This is a genomic window from Patescibacteria group bacterium (assembly GCA_041653535.1).
Taxonomy (GTDB): Bacteria; Patescibacteriota; Patescibacteriia; order JACRDY01; family JACRDY01; genus JBAZFH01.
Genome location: JBAZFH010000003.1, coordinates 117266 through 132543, shown reverse-complemented (window position 1 = coordinate 132543; position 15278 = coordinate 117266). Strand labels below are relative to the sequence as shown.

Genomic DNA, 15278 nt, shown 5'->3' with positions numbered 1-15278 from the left:
CATAAACTTTTGGATCGCTAATAAGTTTCATTAAGTAAGTTCCCGGTCTAAGTTTTATATTTTGCCCCAAACTCAACTCAGATAGTTGCGAATTAGTAACCGTACGGATATTATTAAAATCTTTATACCAGGAAAAATATATCTTTTCGTTGGGGAAGCTATGACGCTTACCGTCGTAGCCATAATAATAAACTGACGAAGAAGAAGATGTTTTAATTAAGGTTCCTGGCACTAAATCAATAGCTAAAGCCGAAAAAGGCGTAAAGCCGCCAACCAGTAAGCAAACCGTTAAAAACAAAACGATTTTTCTCATATTTTTATAGAATATTATTACTTACCCTGTTGGTATATTAACAAAAAAAGGTAAAAAAAGAAAGCTTATCATCTATCCCTACAAACCACCTTGACAAAGAAATAATGTTATGTAAAAATAATAAATTATTTGACAATAAAAAATCAGAAGTCTCTACCCAAAGGAGGTAGTAAATGAAAACGAAAAATAAACACCGAATTATTGGGATTATCGGACTAGGGGCATTGTTACTGATCGTCTGTTGCTTTGCACACTCTACCCCAAAATATCAAGAAAATTACGCTCAACTTTTTGGTCTGGTTATCGTTTTCTCATTCTGGTTCGCAATGAATCTCCAAGCCAAATTTGACTTAATAATCAGCGGGGAGATAAAAAAAAGAAACGATCAAGTCTTCCGCGCTATCCTTAAGTATATTTACGATCGGTGGTATTATTGGTTGCGCTCTGACGTCCGGCGTTCCCATCCTTGACTTTCCCGCACCCTATCAGAATATTTGGGGAGCGGGGTTAATAACAATACTACTGATAAATTTCTTTTGTATCACTAAAAGATAGACAACCAAAAAAGACCGCAACAAAATACGGTCTTTTTATTTTTTGTAAAAAATAATTTCAAACCCTTGTTTATTATTTATTTAAAACTTTTAAATTCTTGATCAGTCTCTTGACTAACATTTATTATTTTCAAATCGGTAAATCCTTCGGTTAATTCCGGCTCTTCAAACATATTAATCATTTTCACTAACGCCGGTAACGCTTGTTCGTTAAAGCTCCCCTTTCGCTCTCCGTTAACATAAACCTTTTTAGCCCTATCGACTATTTCCTCTAAAGGAACCTTCAAATACATGGCATTGACCTCTACGCCATCGTCTTTCAATTTTAAAATTCCAGCTCTAGATATACGTTGCAAATTGGTACCGTCGTAAAAAAAATTGTCAGCTCTGCTGGTCAATATTAAATTTCTGACTTTCTCGCTCAACATCTCTGCGAGTAATCGATTTTTTACGTCAAATAACTCTTGATCAGAAATCCCTTCTTTTGTCTTTAATAATGAGCTTAATTTTTCTCGAAATTCATTGGATCGCAAAAGTTCTGGCAAAATCTTGTCTCTTTCTATGATTTCGTACCCTTCTGCTTCATACTTCCGCGCCAAGCTAGACTTACCAGAAAACGGCAAACCAATTGTCATTATTAAATGTTTAGGCATAAATACATGTTACTAAAGATAAACCGTTTGGTCAAAAAAACAAAAAAATAGTCTCAAGTACTCGGGGGACAGGGATTGAACCTGCGACAGGGTGGTTAACAGCCACCTGCTCTACCACTGAGCTACCCCCGAACACTTAAGACTATAATTATTTGTCAAAAAAATCTATATTTTAATAATCCCTTAATTTATCAATTCCTTCACTATGACGAATCTTCTCCAGAGCCTTTGCTTCAATCTGACGAATACGTTCACGGGTAACGTCAAATTCCTGTCCGACTTCTTCCAAAGTATGCGACACGCCATCAACTAGCCCGAAACGCATTTCTAATATTTTTTGCTCACGCGGTGACAAATCACGAATGGTTTCTTTTACATAATCACGTAATAATTGCAACGCAGCGGAACGATCCGGTGTAATATTTTTGACATCTTCGATAAACTGCTCAAGCGTACTATCTTCGTCATCATCGCCAACTGACGTTTCCAACGAAATAGTGTCTTGCGATATTTTAATGATATGGCGAACTTTGTCAAGATCCTCACCCATTTCTGCGGCGATTTCCTCTGGTAACGGCTCGCGACCGAGGTCTTGAATCAACTGACGCTCCACCTGCTGAAATTTATTAATCGTTTCCACCATGTGAACAGGAATACGAATAGTACGTGACTGATCGGCTAGTGCGCGGGTAATAGCCTGACGAATCCACCAAGTAGCATAAGTAGAAAATTTATAGCCCTTACGATATTCAAATTTTTCTACTGCCCGAAAAAGACCAATATTACCCTCTTGGATCAAATCTGCCAACGACAAACTCTTGCCCACAAATTTTTTGGCAATCGAAACTACTAAACGTAAATTGGCTTCAATTAATCTTTTTTCCGCTTCTTTGTCGTTTCTCTCTTTTCTTTTAGCTAATGCCACCTCTTCTTCCGAAGTAAGCAGCGGCACTTTGCCGATTTCTCGTAAATACATTTGGATCGAATCTGCCGAAATTTCCGAAAGATCAATCCTTCGAGATTCGTCAACATCGGACATTACTTCGCCCAAAACTTTTTCGCGATTTTCCCTTTTGCTCCGTCCCAAAAGACCACCTTTTATCTCAACTATTTGTATTCCTTTTCGATCAAGTTTGTCCCAAAACTCTTCATATTTATCCAAATAATGTTCGACTTGCGGAAAAAAATGCAAAATCTCAGTTTCGGTAATAAAATTTCGCGCCGCGCCTTTGGCTAGAAGCGAGCGCAAAACATCGACACTTGGCTCCACTATCGTTTCATTGGAAGCATGAATAGATTTTTTACCGCCCAAATCACGTCTTTTTCCATGATGAACTTTTTTACTATCCGCTTTCTTTTTAAACGAAAGTTTTTTAATGTTTTTCTTTTTGGCTAATGCCATAATTTAAAAAATTACCTTTTTTTAAAAGAAACAGGGTGATCAGCTGCTTTAAAAAATTTTATTGTTTTAGGCAAAATTAAAAAAAATTGACCTAACTTAAATTATAAAGCTGATCAGTGAAATAAGAAAATTGTTCTGATAATTTTTTGACTTCATTGCTATCCCCCGCTTTCTCAGCGATTTTGATTTGTTCTCTCAACTTTTGGAGCTCGGAATTAATATATTCTTTTTTTAGATCTTTTATAATTTTGACTATCTCACCCCTTGCTTGTTCAAAATTTATATCTTCTGAATCCTTACTAATTAATAAGGTCATTTGGTTTAGATATTCAGCAAGACCCTTATCAAGATACGAGGTAAAACCTTCCATAAATTGGTTGTTTTTACCAGTCAAACTATCGCGGTTGTTATTATAGTAAATTATTAAACTTGTGTAAAGGTCTTTGGATTTATCCCCAAATAAAGCATCAGGGGCTATCCGTTCTACGGCAAGTGGCATTAAATCGGGAAAATTAAACATCAGGGCAAAAAATTGCTCACTCATCATTTCCTGGCGACTCATCTGAGAATGTAAAACCGGCACGGCTTTATCGCGACTAGGAACGATTTTACGCATCAGACCGCTCAAAGCCTCCCGCAAAATATTTTCCGGAATTGACAATTTTTCAGCCAACTGCTGTAACCAATGAGCTTGAGAAACTTGGTCGGAAATTTTAGCCACTACCGGCAATAATTTTGCCACGAGCTCTTTTTTTATTTCCGACCTAGTAATATCAGCTCCCACAACACTTTTGTCAAAATAATAGTCCATCACCGGTACGGCAGCGGTAACACGAGCGCGCCAAACATCGGCATTATTATTTTTAATAAACTTATCCGGATCTTCCCCGTCTGGCAAAGTAATAACCCGAACATTCATACCTTCCAGTAAAGCAATATCAATACCGCGTTCCGCTGCCAACTGTCCGGCAGTATCTGGGTCAAAACAAAGAGAAAGGTTTTCAGTATAGCGTTTGATTAATTTGGTATGATCAATAGTCAACGCCGTGCCACAAGAAGCAATAACATTTTTTACTCCGTATTGATGAGAAGTGATTACGTCAAGATTTCCCTCGACTAACACTGCTACTTTTTGCTTACGAATTTCTTGCTTGGCTTTATCTAACCCAAACAAAAGTTGCCCTTTGTTAAAAATTGGAGTTTGCGGCGTATTCACATATTTTGCTTCTTTAGCGTCAGGATCAAGTGTCCGCGCCGAAAAACCGACGACTCGACCATTATGGTCACGAATCGGAAAAGTCAGACGACCGCGGAAACGATCATAAAAACCCGCTCCTTTTTCTTTACGTACGGATAATCCGGCTAAAAATATTTCTTGCTCAGTATAACCTTTCTTTTTTAAAAAATTAGAAGTCTGATCCCAACTGTCTGGAGCATAACCTAACTGCCATTCATCAATAGTAGCGGCATCAACACTGCGGGCAGCTAAATAATCACGCGCAGACTGCGCTATTGATGACTCCAGTAGAACCTTATGATAATATCTTGCCGCCAAATCGTTAATATCGACTAGCCGCGTGCGCTGATTAGTTATTGACGGATCTTCGTGCTGTAAAATCACTCCGGCTTTTTTAGCTAACACACTCAAAGCTTCGGAAAAATCCAGTCCTTCTATTTTTTGAACAAAAGTAAAAATATCCCCGCCTTCGCCGCAACCGAAACAGTGCCAAATTTGTTTGTCACGCGAAACCATAAAAGACGGGGTTTTTTCATGATGAAAAGGACAATTTGCCTTCCAATTAACCCCCGCTTGTTTTAGTTTCACGTATTCAGAAAGTAAATCAACTATATCAACCTTGGATTTTATTTCATCAATAGATGATAGCACAAAAAAATTTAATTAATTAAACTTTTTCAAAACTCCTGGCCTTATTTCATGGCTGCAAAATATCTTCAACACGACCGTTAATAGAAATAACCACTTTATCAATCGTCGGAAACTGCATCAACGTTTCCGTAATCTGAGCACGGATAGCAGCGACACGACAAGATCCGCCGACACCTTGCTCTAGGCTTTTGTCAAAATCGACCGAAGCTACGCCGTTAGCAATTTCCAGTTTTTGAATCTTAACACCAGGATTTAAAGAAGTAAAATAACCAATATTAAACTCTTCTGTCGTTGGTCCGGATAACAGTTGATCGAGAGCTACTCTAGCCGTAGCAACGGTTTTAACCACTTGCCTATTAACAGCAAAAACTTTATTACATAAAACTTGCGGATCAAACTGATTATTGCCAAAATAAACCTTAACTATAATTTTTTCCTGATTGCTAAAATTAACCGGTATTTTCATTGAGGCGTCATTTACCGCTAGTCCCGAGGGATTGTCTTTGCTAAGAACAACAAAGCCACTTGTGGCTTGACCATGTTTAAAATCAACTTTGGCAGTAAAGGGAACAAAATCTTCGGTCATCCAATCCCCTTGCGCGGTCGCTATACCGCTGCCTAATTCCTGTCCTTTATCATCTATAATTTTGACTGGAAAACTAGATTCAAAAAACCAACTGCCTTTTGCTTGGCCGGTAAACTCTAACGGACTAGAAATAATATCTGACAGTTGAACATCCTTAATCTCGGCATCCGACAAATCTTCGTTTATATTTTCCGTACCGCAACCAGTTGTTGGTTTTTCCGCGCTAGGATTACCATGCTTTTGCCACTGACCGTCAACACAGATCCAATTGTCTTCGCCACTAAAAATCCTAACGCCAATCACCGTCAAAATTAAAATAATCACAATTACTACCAAAATGATCAACGTTTTTTTCATAGGAAGACGTTATTTTTTTAAAGAATCTTTTACTGCAGCAAAAATCTTTTTATGACCAGCGGCGTTGGGGTGCAATCCATCTTCGAGATCAGTATTTTGCAGTAGACCAAAAATATCGATAAAATTAACTGCATTTTTGTCGCACAAATTTTTTATTATACCGTTATACTTTTGGGTAAAATCGTTAGTGTAACATAAATTGCACCAAGAAACCGGGGTTGTTTTAGATTCGTCGCAATTGTTAAAACCAACAAAGACAATATTTTTTACCAATTTTTTGGCACAATCAATAATTTCTTGGATGTTTTTTTCAAATTTATCAGGTGAAACTAAGTGCTCTTTAATATCTTTGTCGTACGCCGCATCATTTCCACCGGTTTGGAATATAAGTATATCCGCTTCCCTGATTTTTGCTTCCCGTTCAAATCTTTCCAAAATAGTTTCCGTTGTTCCGCCGGATATACTAAGATTGTAAATACAAGATTTTCCACCGCTAGCAGCTTGTTCCAACCACAATCTATTTACCCACCCTCCATCCTCCTTATCCCAAGCGCCCCAAGCCGTGCTATCGCCGAATATACAAATTACTGGCATATATCCTATCTTAAATATTATATTGTAAAAACTAATAACCAACCAGTAAAACTCCTTTTAATGGAAGATGAAGCCTATTACTAATATAAAGTGTTTCTAAAAAAGTATAAATTTTTTTAAAATCATCATGCCCACGATAATTATTTCTTACGGCTAAAACCAAATATTCGACACCATACATCATAGAGGCTTGAAATATATCTTTTAAAAATTGGTAATTATCAACCGCTCGTCCCGCTTCCACTTCTAAAACGATCGTTCCGTCAGAACTCAATGCGTCGGCGTCAAAATGCTGGTCAATCTTATTATTAAGTCCAAATAAAACAGGGACGGGAATTTTTAACCCAGTGGTTTTTCCCTTCTCTACCCGCATAGAGACCTTAATTAGTTTTAATTTTAGGATCGACAATACTTCGTTGCTTGAAAGGGTGTGCTCTGGTGAACAAATTTTATCATTAACGGCTAAAAAACAATCAATAATTTTTTTTACTTGCTTATTTACTCCGATTGACCTTGGGAAAAATTGATATTTAATCATACTAATTTTTATAATTCTATAAAGCAACCTCAACCTCTTTAATCCAATTAATAAACTTATCTTTTGTGGTAAAAAATTTATTAGTTACATCTTATGACAATTGAAATAAAATATTTTTTTTCAAATATTGCAACTAAAAGCCTTAACCCTTCGACCTGATTAAGTACCTCTAAATAATCAAAATTTCTTGTACTGATCACGAACTATTGATCATGCAAATAAATCCATGGCGGAGGGAGGGAGATTCGAACTCCCGATACCTTTCGATATACTCGCTTTCCAAGCGAGCGCACTCGACCGCTATGCGATCCCTCCACTACGGATTTATTCCGGTAATAAAAGCGCCATTTTACTCATAACTTGCTGATATCTATCTTATATCATTTCAACCAAACATTCAATAACTAAAAAACGGCGGCTTTTAACCACCGTTTACTATTTTTTTGTATCTATATTACTTAATCAACTCCTGGATTAAAGCCTCAAACTCGGCTTTTTCGCCGTCTAAACCAAAACTGTCTTGTTCATGGGCAGTACCTATACGGTAATATTTACAACCAAAAACAAAAGTTGGGACAGTTCCTTCCGGATTGAATTGAGTATAAATCGCTTCATGATTTGGGTCAGTGGCGGTTTCCACCGTTGAAGTCAAAGTATCATCACCGGTATCAAGCTCCCAATGATACGCGACTATCTTCCCTTCTTTGACATACTTATCGGCAATCTCATCAAAAGCCGGCTTTACCCACTTACAATGAGGGCAACCAGTAGTAGAGAATAAATATACCACCGGTTTTCCATCTTCCTTACAAATTTGGGCATCTACTTTTTCCTGAAAAGAACTGGCGGCTGCGACACCGGCCAATGGATCGTTATTTTTAGCGACAATATTACTTCCTTGAACAACGCTTTCACCAGCTACAGTAATATCTGCCTCACCGCTAGTAGCAATCAAAACAAAAGCGCCAATAAGAGACAGAATGCCGACAACGGCAATACCAATAACTATCCCTAAAACAAAACCTTTTTTTGGCTGTAAACCATTTTTTTCTTCGGTCATATTATTTTTTTATTTATTATTCTTTTTAATCTATTTTTTACTTTAGTAGCCCTAGATTTTTCTATAAAATAAACCAATGAAATAAGTATAACACAAAGAAACAAAATAAGCAACCATAGCTGCCAATTTCCCGGATTACACCAAGAGATACTTATGTTTGTCTGAGCTTCCCAGCCATTTCTCTGTTTGTCTTCTACCCGCAATTTCACGGTAAAATCACCAGCGCCAAAAAAACGATGAACGGCTAAGCGATCAACTGATTGTCTACCGTCACCAAAAATCCAAACGTAACTAAACTGGTCCCAATACTCTCCGGGAATATCCGACTGAAATTTATACTTCGACCAACCAATCTGCACTGCCGATATTTCCAATCCAGTAATCAATTGATCGGTTTCTTCCCCTAATACTTTAATATCTTCACCTGCTAAAACAACAACGTCGCCATTTTCATCGACAGTAGTAGATTCAACCGTCTGTTTATTATTATTTACTAATTCTTTTTCAGACGCGACTGATTTAGTAGTCGGAACAATTTTTTCTATCGCAGCCGGAACAATATCTTTTATTATCACCTGCTCATTGCACTTTATGGGATCCAAGGGAAATTGATCGCTGTTATCGGGACAACCATCACCGTCAGTATCGGCTTTTCTCGGATCAGTGCGGTAATTGTTTGTCTCGTCAATATCCAAAAATCCGTCATTATCATCATCAAAATCAGACAAATCACCAATGCCGTCACCGTCAGTATCAATATCGGGAACAAACATAACCGTTTGCTGTTCGTTATTTGAAACGTTTTCGTCTGTATGTTCATTAAGATAAGTGATGGCACGAATGTTAAAAGAATTTTGAGGAACGATAAACTCTACCCAAGCATCGTCATAAGTACCAGACAACACCGAGATTTCCTGAGAACTGCCAAGTGGTACATCGTCGGCGTAAAAAGTACAATAGCCACGGACGTCTTCCGTGCCATAATTATGAATCCGAGCAATAACGTTCATTGTTTTACCGATTATCATCTGCCCGCCGGAAATCCTAATATCTCCCTGTTGCAAACCAAGGTCATATCTGAAATCAGCAAGAGAAATCCTAGGAAAAATCAACGATACAATAACAATAATAACAACCAAACGCCTAAACATAATGTTTATTTTAAAACCTTTAATGTCTTTAACGCTTCTTTAAACTGTTGAACCGAACGAACGGCCGTTTTTTTATCCAACTGATAATCTGACTCATGAACCAGTTTATTACGTACTATATGTGCCGGCCAAACATTTCTAATACTAGGTAACTGATAATTGATAGCACGAATCCGTTCGCCGAAATCTTTACCAGGAACAGCTAATGTTTTAAGTGCATAGTCAACCAGTTTATCCGCTTCCAGCACGGCTAGCTTCCAAGCATTAGGTGAATCCTGCTTAATTAGCTCCTCGATCTGCAACCATTCTTCACTGATTTTTTTGGCAGAAAAATCATCTATTGGCGCGGGGTGTGATTTTTTGACAAACCAAAAAACCAAACCAACTATTATCGCAGCAGCAATAATAATCATGACGATATAGTCAACCGAGTTAAAAGTAATAGTCATAGTTTATATTTTCGGCGTCTGTTTATGCCAATCAGTCAACTCCTGATATTTATTAGCTAAATACAAAACATCGCGTTCGGCAAACTGCCTACCGATCAGCTGCATACCAACAGGCAGTCCGTTGATAAAACCACAAGGCACGGAAATTGCCGGCAAACCTAAAATACTTGCCAGTCCCATATATATATCCTCAAGATACATTTTGAGCGGATCGTCAGATTGTTCGCCTATTTTAAAGGCTGTGTGCGGCGCTGATGGCGTCAAAATTACATCAACTTTTTCCAGCACCTTATTCACCTCTTTTTGAATCACGCTGCGCACTCTTTGCGCCTGCAGATAATAAGCGTCGTAATATCCGGCAGACAACGCATAAGTGCCGAGCATAATTCGCCGTTTAACTTCCGGACCAAAACCTTCCCCTCTACTTTTAGCATAAACTTCAAAAAGTTTTTTTGCCTCCTTGTTTTGATAACCGAAACGAATACCATCATAACGCGCCAAATTAGCCGATATTTCCGAAGGTGTCAAAATATAATAAATAGCGATCGAATATTGGCTATGTGGCAATGATACTTCTTCGATCCTGGCACCATTTTCTTCAAATAATACGGCGGCGCGCCGAACCATCTCGGCAATTTCCGGATTTAAATCTTTGGAAAAAAATTCTTTTGGCAGACCGATAGTCAGACCCCTTACCCTGTCTAATTCTTTCAGATAATCTTCCAGCGGTTGATCAACGGTTGTTGAATCTTTTTTATCTAAACCGCCAATAGCACTAAGCAAGATGGCTGCGTCTTGCGCATTTTTGGCGATCGGACCGATCACATCGGTTGACGAAGTCATGGACAGCAATCCGTAACGAGAAACCCGACCATAGGTTGGTTTCAACCCAGTCACCCCGCAAAAAGCCGCCGGGTGACGAATTGATCCTCCGGTATCAGAACCAAGTGCAGCGATACATTCGCTAGCCGCTACCGCTGCTGCTGAACCGCCGGAAGATCCTCCAGGCACTCTTTGCGTATCCCAAGGATTATGAGTAGTAAAAAAAGCGGAATTTTCCGTTGAAGCGCCATGAGCAAATTCATCAAGGTTAGTCTTGCCGATCAATACCGCACCGACCTCTCTGAGTTTTTTTATCACTGTTGCGTCATAAGGCGCGATATAATTTTCCAAAATTTTTGATGCCGCGGTAGTTTTCTCTCCAGCGATATTGATATTATCCTTAATGGCAATTGGAATCCCTTCCAAAATCCCGATTTCTTCTCCAGATTTTATCCTACCATCAACTTTCGTGGCCTGCTTTCGTGCTAAATCTTCGGTCACCGACAAAAAAGCATTGACATAATTGTCATCAACAGCCACTATTCTTTCCAGACAAGATTCCAAAAGATCTACCGCGCTGAACTCTTTTTTGCGCAATCCTTCGTGAGCCCGTCTAATTGTTAGTTCGTTTAGATTCATGATTAGAAATAAAAAAATAAAAAACCCGCAACGATGCTTATATTCAATTTCTCAACATCTTCATCTCCTGATCTCCCCTCTATTCTTCAAACACTCCCCTTACCTTAATATGCCTCCCGTCCTTAGTGGGAAAATTATCAAATATTTTATTTTTTTCTTCGATCGAACAATCAACAACTTCGTCGTCGCGCCAAACATTCTCCAAACCAGTCACTTGTGCTATAGGCAAAATCCCGTCTGTTTCCACCTCAGACAAACGATCAACATAACTCAAAATGGAAGAAAGTTGTTTAGCAAACTTCTTCTCATCTTCTTCCTTTAACTCTAGCCGAGCCAAGGCAGCGATATGCTCTATCTCCTTTATGCTAAGTTTAGACATAAATATTGCTGATTAACAAAAGTATTATAGCAAATAATAATGGCTTGTGACAAATAAAACAGCATTATTTGATAAAACCGGACAATAGGCTAAAATATTTTCGCGGTGTCTTGTAAATACCATGTCTTACCGGTGGCACAATGCATAATCGGACGCAAATATAGTGCAGTCAACAGCTATCCCAAGAAATCGGAACTCAAGGATATCTTTAAAAAAATGACACTTGAGTAGACATCTCTTCATTCTAATCAAAACCTCATAACAAAATGTGGGGTTTTTGTGTCTTTACAAGTAAAAAAAATTGCTGTAAGCTACGTTCATATGGTGTTTCCGGCGTCGTAACACGGGTCTGCAAATCTGTGATACAGAAACACCTCCTTTCGTTGTGGAATAAAGCGCCGGAAACGCCTCCATAAAACAAAACCCCCGCCTTAAAGGACAGTCTCGGAAGAGAAAAATCCTAGCGGGGTTTTTATTTTATCATTTCTAAAAACTCTTCTTCTTCAACCACTTTAATTCCAAAATCCTCAGCTTTAGCAAGTTTTGAGCCTGGATCGTCGCCCACCACGACATAATCGGTTTTTTTAGAAACCGATCCGGAGATATCACCACCTAATTCACGAATTTTATTTTTAGCTTCATCACGGCTCATACTGCTTAATGTACCAGTTAAAACAAATGTCTTACCGTCAAATTTATTGCTTTTTACTTTTAACCTCCCACCCTCAATCTTTACGCCTGAATTTAGCAATCGATCAAGCAATTTTAGATTATCTTTATCATGAAAATACTTATATATAGACTGCGCCATTATTTCACCAATATCAGAAACTTTCCGCAGATCTTCCTCGCTCACCGTTTTAATTTTATCAAGACTAGGAAAATGATCCGCTAAAGCAATCGCTGTTTCCTCGCCAACATGACGAATACCTAGGGCATAAACAAACCTAGCCAATGTTACTCTTTTACTACTTTCTATCGCCGCGATTAAATTGTCAGCCGACTTTTCAGCGAATCTTTCCAGCGGTTCGAGATCCTCTTTCTTTAACTCAAAAAAATCAGCAGCATTTTTAACCAACCCCTCATTCATCAGCTGCTCGACGATTTTCTCTCCCAGTCCATCAATATTGAAAGCTTTTTTAGAAACAAAATGTGTCAAAGCGGCAAGCTCTTGGGCATAGCATTTGGCATTGGTGCAAAAAAACGCCACACTTTTATTCTGCTTTTTATCGCTAATTTCCGTTTTTTTCACCACTGAACCGCAAATCGGACAGCGCTCTGGCATTTTAAAATTCTTTTCTTTTCCGGTACGCAATTTGGGCAGCGCCTGCACTACTTCTGGAATAATATCTCCGGCTTTTTGAATCACTACCGTGTCACCTATTTTAACGCCTAATTTCCTTATTTGATCTTCGTTATGCAACGTTGCTCTTTTTACTGTCGTACCGGCAAGTTTGACAGGTCGTAAATGAGCTACCGGCGTTAAAGTACCGAGTCTTCCAACCTGTACCTGAATATCCTCAATAACGGTTGTTACTTTTTCAGCTTCAAACTTGAAAGCTACCGCCCAACGCGGTGCCTTACCAACATGACCAAGGAACTCCTGATACTGCCGCTGGTTTATTTTTATCACAATACCGTCAATCCAGTAATCCTGACTTTTTCTTTTTTTGTCACATTCTTGCCAAAACTTATTTACCTCGTCCAAATTTTTACACAACCGATAATGTTTATTGACTTTAAAACCTAGCTCACGCAAAGTTTCAAGTTCCCGTACTTGAGTTTGCGGCAAATCGTTTTTTGCCGACCACGACCAATCATAAATAAAACAATCAAGTTTTCTGGCGGCAACTATTTTAGAATCGAGCTGACGAATAGTGCCGGCGGCAGCGTTACGTGGGTTGGCAAATTCCGTTTCACCGTTTTTTTTGCGCAGCTGGTTAATTTTATCCAGCTGCATAGCCGAAAGCCACACCTCACCTTCAACAATAATATCAAGTGGCTTGTTTATTTTGAGCGGAATACTACGAATGGTTTTAATATTCTGTGTTACGTTCTCGCCAACCAGTCCGTCGCCGCGAGTTGCTCCAACTTTTAATAATCCATTTTCATAAGTCAGAACGGTATGTAATCCGTCAATTTTTAATTCACAACAGTATTCTAACACCGGACGATAACCCAAATCTTTTTCTAAAATTTTTAATATTCTTTCATTCCAATCCTGCAACTGCACAAAATCAAAAACGTCATTAAACGACCATTGCCGTACCTGATGGCGCACTTTTTCAAACTTGTCCAGCGGTTTTCCGCCGATACGCCGTAGTGGAGAGTCCTCTGATTTCAAATCAGGATATTGATCTTCTAGGGCCTCCAACTCTCGCTCTAAAGAGTCATACACTTCGTCATCCACCGACGGATCATCAAGAACATGATAGCGATAACGTAACTCATCGATTTGCTCGATCAGCTTTTTCATCCTTTCTCTTGCCTCTTGCTTATTTAATTGTTTTAGCATAAAAATTTATTCTTTCTCAATCGATTCCTCGGAAAATAAAACGTAGTCAAACAAGCCGTAAATTGGAGGATTTTTCGGCATACTCACCTTAATTCTTTGACTGCTGTTGGCGAAATAACCTTCAGTGCCAAATATCAAACGCGTCGGTAAATCAAGTTGCTCGCCGTTATAACCATAAGCGGTAATCGTCAAGCCCTTAACATCGCCAAAAAGCGCTTTTAGCTTTGCTCGATGATAAAGACCAGGTTGTAATCCTAGTTGAACATCAACACCTTCTTGCAATATCGATACTCCATAAGGACCAAAAACATTTGTCGCTGGCACTCCGGCACTGATAGCAGAACTCCAAGAAGTAGAAAAAACTTCCAGCGAACTAGCACCCGACGAATCAGTGGTTTGTAAGCTTATACCGGTTACCGCCTGGTCTAGAGGAATATCAAAAAAATCTAACTGATAAAAATCGTTACGTAAAATATCGACAGTTACCGACTGTTCTGTTTTTATAGCAAATTTTATCTGCCCATTATCGAGAGAAACTTCCTGCGGAACGCTAAAATCTTCTTTTCGTCGCGTCCGGTATAAAACATTTTCCGCCCCCGACTCTGCCAGATACCAAGCGGTAAAAGAGTTGTCTATCAATCTTCCTTCTTGAAAAGAAGTTATCACTTGATTGGTCAAAAATATTGTTTCGGCAAGTAACACCAAAACTACAAACAAAGAAATGATTAGCGTATTTCCTTTTTTATTTTTTATAAAAATCATATTTTATCGTTTGTAAACCCGTGAAGAAATCGTAGTTTGACCAAAATCCGACCAACCACCCCTGGCGCTGTCGTCAACAATGCCGAAACTTATCGTTACTCGCGGCTGAATATTGGAATCAAAAACTCCGTTGCCGTCTAAATCCAAAAAGGGACTGACGGTCGGCCAAACAATAAAACTCATACCTCCGTTACCAAAATTACTAACGTTGTCAATCTTCGCCCAAGAAAAATTACCTTCCTGGTCTTGAGCGCCGTACATCAAACAAACAACGCCGACTGCACCGCAAACCGTTTGATCACTGGCAATCTTATAACCTATCATCTTCCCATCTTCATTAATCAAACGGATCTCATTAGTAATCCCGTCGCCGTTTGGATCCAACCAACCAGCGGCAGCATAATCAATCTCGTTAAAACGAATATCGCGCGCTATTCTTTCGATTAAAATCCGGCTTTCATTGTTTACAGTCGCTCGCCTGCTCACCACGTCAAAATTTTTCCTGGTATTAAGATAAATGCCAATGACAGAAATAAAAATGATGATAAAAATAGACATCGCTATCAATGTTTCCAATAGAGTAAAACCACGCTTCTCTTTTGCCTTTTTATTCATA

16 protein-coding genes and 2 tRNA genes are annotated in these 15278 nt (G+C 38.7%); 1 reads left to right on the top strand and 17 read right to left on the bottom strand.

What is annotated here, in order from left to right; translation table 11 throughout:
• Nucleotides 1-313: hypothetical protein (locus tag WC310_04225; protein ID MFA5358993.1), on the bottom strand; the 313-nt coding region annotated here is incomplete at its 3' end.
• Between the two features lie 173 nt (nucleotides 314-486).
• Between WC310_04225 and WC310_04220 the strand changes: the two genes are divergently transcribed.
• Nucleotides 487-783, top strand: coding sequence for a hypothetical protein (locus tag WC310_04220; protein ID MFA5358992.1), 297 nt, complete (start codon nucleotides 487-489; stop codon nucleotides 781-783).
• A gap of 161 nt (nucleotides 784-944) precedes the next feature.
• Here WC310_04220 and WC310_04215 read toward each other — a convergent pair whose 3' ends face one another.
• From WC310_04215 to WC310_04140, 16 genes are all read right to left on the bottom strand, one after another.
• The gene (locus tag WC310_04215) at nucleotides 945-1520 is read right to left on the bottom strand and encodes an ATP-binding protein (GenBank protein MFA5358991.1); all 576 of its coding nucleotides are present in this window, start codon (nucleotides 1518-1520) and stop codon (nucleotides 945-947) included.
• A gap of 60 nt (nucleotides 1521-1580) precedes the next feature.
• A tRNA-Asn gene (locus WC310_04210) sits at nucleotides 1581-1652 on the bottom strand.
• A 40-nt stretch (nucleotides 1653-1692) separates the two neighbouring features.
• A complete protein-coding gene (locus WC310_04205) occupies nucleotides 1693-2922 on the bottom strand; it encodes a sigma-70 family RNA polymerase sigma factor (protein ID MFA5358990.1) in 1230 nt (409 codons plus the stop codon).
• A 91-nt stretch (nucleotides 2923-3013) separates the two neighbouring features.
• Nucleotides 3014-4810: a DNA primase gene (gene dnaG / locus WC310_04200; GenBank protein MFA5358989.1), complete on the bottom strand. Its 1797-nt coding sequence runs from the start codon at nucleotides 4808-4810 to the stop codon at nucleotides 3014-3016.
• Between the two features lie 46 nt (nucleotides 4811-4856).
• Nucleotides 4857-5753, bottom strand: a complete 897-nt coding sequence (locus WC310_04195; protein ID MFA5358988.1) for a GerMN domain-containing protein — start codon at nucleotides 5751-5753, stop codon at nucleotides 4857-4859.
• A 9-nt stretch (nucleotides 5754-5762) separates the two neighbouring features.
• Entirely contained in the window at nucleotides 5763-6347 is a 585-nt protein-coding gene (locus WC310_04190) for a GDSL-type esterase/lipase family protein (protein ID MFA5358987.1), read from the bottom strand.
• 31 nt (nucleotides 6348-6378) lie between these two features.
• A complete protein-coding gene (locus WC310_04185; protein ID MFA5358986.1) occupies nucleotides 6379-6885 on the bottom strand; it encodes a hypothetical protein in 507 nt (168 codons plus the stop codon).
• Nucleotides 6886-7112: 227 nt separating this feature from the next.
• A tRNA-Ser gene (locus WC310_04180) sits at nucleotides 7113-7200 on the bottom strand.
• 139 nt (nucleotides 7201-7339) lie between these two features.
• A complete protein-coding gene (locus tag WC310_04175) occupies nucleotides 7340-7945 on the bottom strand; it encodes a thioredoxin domain-containing protein (GenBank protein MFA5358985.1) in 606 nt (201 codons plus the stop codon).
• Nucleotides 7942-9096 carry a PKD domain-containing protein gene (locus WC310_04170; protein MFA5358984.1) on the bottom strand — a complete coding sequence of 385 codons (1155 nt, stop codon included), beginning with the start codon at nucleotides 9094-9096 and terminating at the stop codon, nucleotides 7942-7944. The genes WC310_04175 and WC310_04170 overlap by 4 nt, the downstream gene beginning before the upstream one ends.
• 5 nt (nucleotides 9097-9101) lie before the next feature.
• On the bottom strand, nucleotides 9102-9545 hold the full coding sequence (locus tag WC310_04165) for a hypothetical protein (GenBank protein ID MFA5358983.1): 444 nt from the start codon (nucleotides 9543-9545) through the stop codon (nucleotides 9102-9104).
• A 3-nt stretch (nucleotides 9546-9548) separates the two neighbouring features.
• On the bottom strand, nucleotides 9549-11006 hold the full coding sequence (gatA, locus tag WC310_04160) for an Asp-tRNA(Asn)/Glu-tRNA(Gln) amidotransferase subunit GatA (GenBank protein MFA5358982.1): 1458 nt from the start codon (nucleotides 11004-11006) through the stop codon (nucleotides 9549-9551).
• Between the two features lie 79 nt (nucleotides 11007-11085).
• The gene (gene gatC, locus WC310_04155; GenBank protein MFA5358981.1) at nucleotides 11086-11385 is read right to left on the bottom strand and encodes an Asp-tRNA(Asn)/Glu-tRNA(Gln) amidotransferase subunit GatC; all 300 of its coding nucleotides are present in this window, start codon (nucleotides 11383-11385) and stop codon (nucleotides 11086-11088) included.
• Nucleotides 11386-11857: 472 nt separating this feature from the next.
• Entirely contained in the window at nucleotides 11858-13900 is a 2043-nt protein-coding gene (gene ligA / locus WC310_04150) for an NAD-dependent DNA ligase LigA (GenBank protein ID MFA5358980.1), read from the bottom strand.
• A 6-nt stretch (nucleotides 13901-13906) separates the two neighbouring features.
• Nucleotides 13907-14662 carry a hypothetical protein gene (locus WC310_04145; protein ID MFA5358979.1) on the bottom strand — a complete coding sequence of 252 codons (756 nt, stop codon included), beginning with the start codon at nucleotides 14660-14662 and terminating at the stop codon, nucleotides 13907-13909.
• Nucleotides 14663-14665: 3 nt separating this feature from the next.
• On the bottom strand, nucleotides 14666-15277 hold the full coding sequence (locus WC310_04140; GenBank protein MFA5358978.1) for a prepilin-type N-terminal cleavage/methylation domain-containing protein: 612 nt from the start codon (nucleotides 15275-15277) through the stop codon (nucleotides 14666-14668).
• Nucleotide 15278: the final 1 nt, after the last annotated feature.

Coding starts and splice junctions, on each gene's coding strand:
- gatC (MFA5358981.1), bottom strand. CDS start 11,385: ATGTCTAAACTTAGCATAAAGGAGATAGAGCATATCGCTGCCTTGGCT.
- WC310_04165 (MFA5358983.1), bottom strand. CDS start 9,545: ATGACTATTACTTTTAACTCGGTTGACTATATCGTCATGATTATTATT.
- WC310_04195 (MFA5358988.1), bottom strand. CDS start 5,753: ATGAAAAAAACGTTGATCATTTTGGTAGTAATTGTGATTATTTTAATT.
- WC310_04185 (MFA5358986.1), bottom strand. CDS start 6,885: ATGATTAAATATCAATTTTTCCCAAGGTCAATCGGAGTAAATAAGCAA.
- ligA (MFA5358980.1), bottom strand. CDS start 13,900: ATGCTAAAACAATTAAATAAGCAAGAGGCAAGAGAAAGGATGAAAAAG.
- WC310_04215 (MFA5358991.1), bottom strand. CDS start 1,520: ATGCCTAAACATTTAATAATGACAATTGGTTTGCCGTTTTCTGGTAAG.
- WC310_04190 (MFA5358987.1), bottom strand. CDS start 6,347: ATGCCAGTAATTTGTATATTCGGCGATAGCACGGCTTGGGGCGCTTGG.
- WC310_04220 (MFA5358992.1), top strand. CDS start 487: ATGAAAACGAAAAATAAACACCGAATTATTGGGATTATCGGACTAGGG.
- WC310_04205 (MFA5358990.1), bottom strand. CDS start 2,922: ATGGCATTAGCCAAAAAGAAAAACATTAAAAAACTTTCGTTTAAAAAG.
- WC310_04145 (MFA5358979.1), bottom strand. CDS start 14,662: ATGATTTTTATAAAAAATAAAAAAGGAAATACGCTAATCATTTCTTTG.
- gatA (MFA5358982.1), bottom strand. CDS start 11,006: ATGAATCTAAACGAACTAACAATTAGACGGGCTCACGAAGGATTGCGC.
- WC310_04140 (MFA5358978.1), bottom strand. CDS start 15,277: ATGAATAAAAAGGCAAAAGAGAAGCGTGGTTTTACTCTATTGGAAACA.
- WC310_04175 (MFA5358985.1), bottom strand. CDS start 7,945: ATGACCGAAGAAAAAAATGGTTTACAGCCAAAAAAAGGTTTTGTTTTA.
- WC310_04170 (MFA5358984.1), bottom strand. CDS start 9,096: ATGTTTAGGCGTTTGGTTGTTATTATTGTTATTGTATCGTTGATTTTT.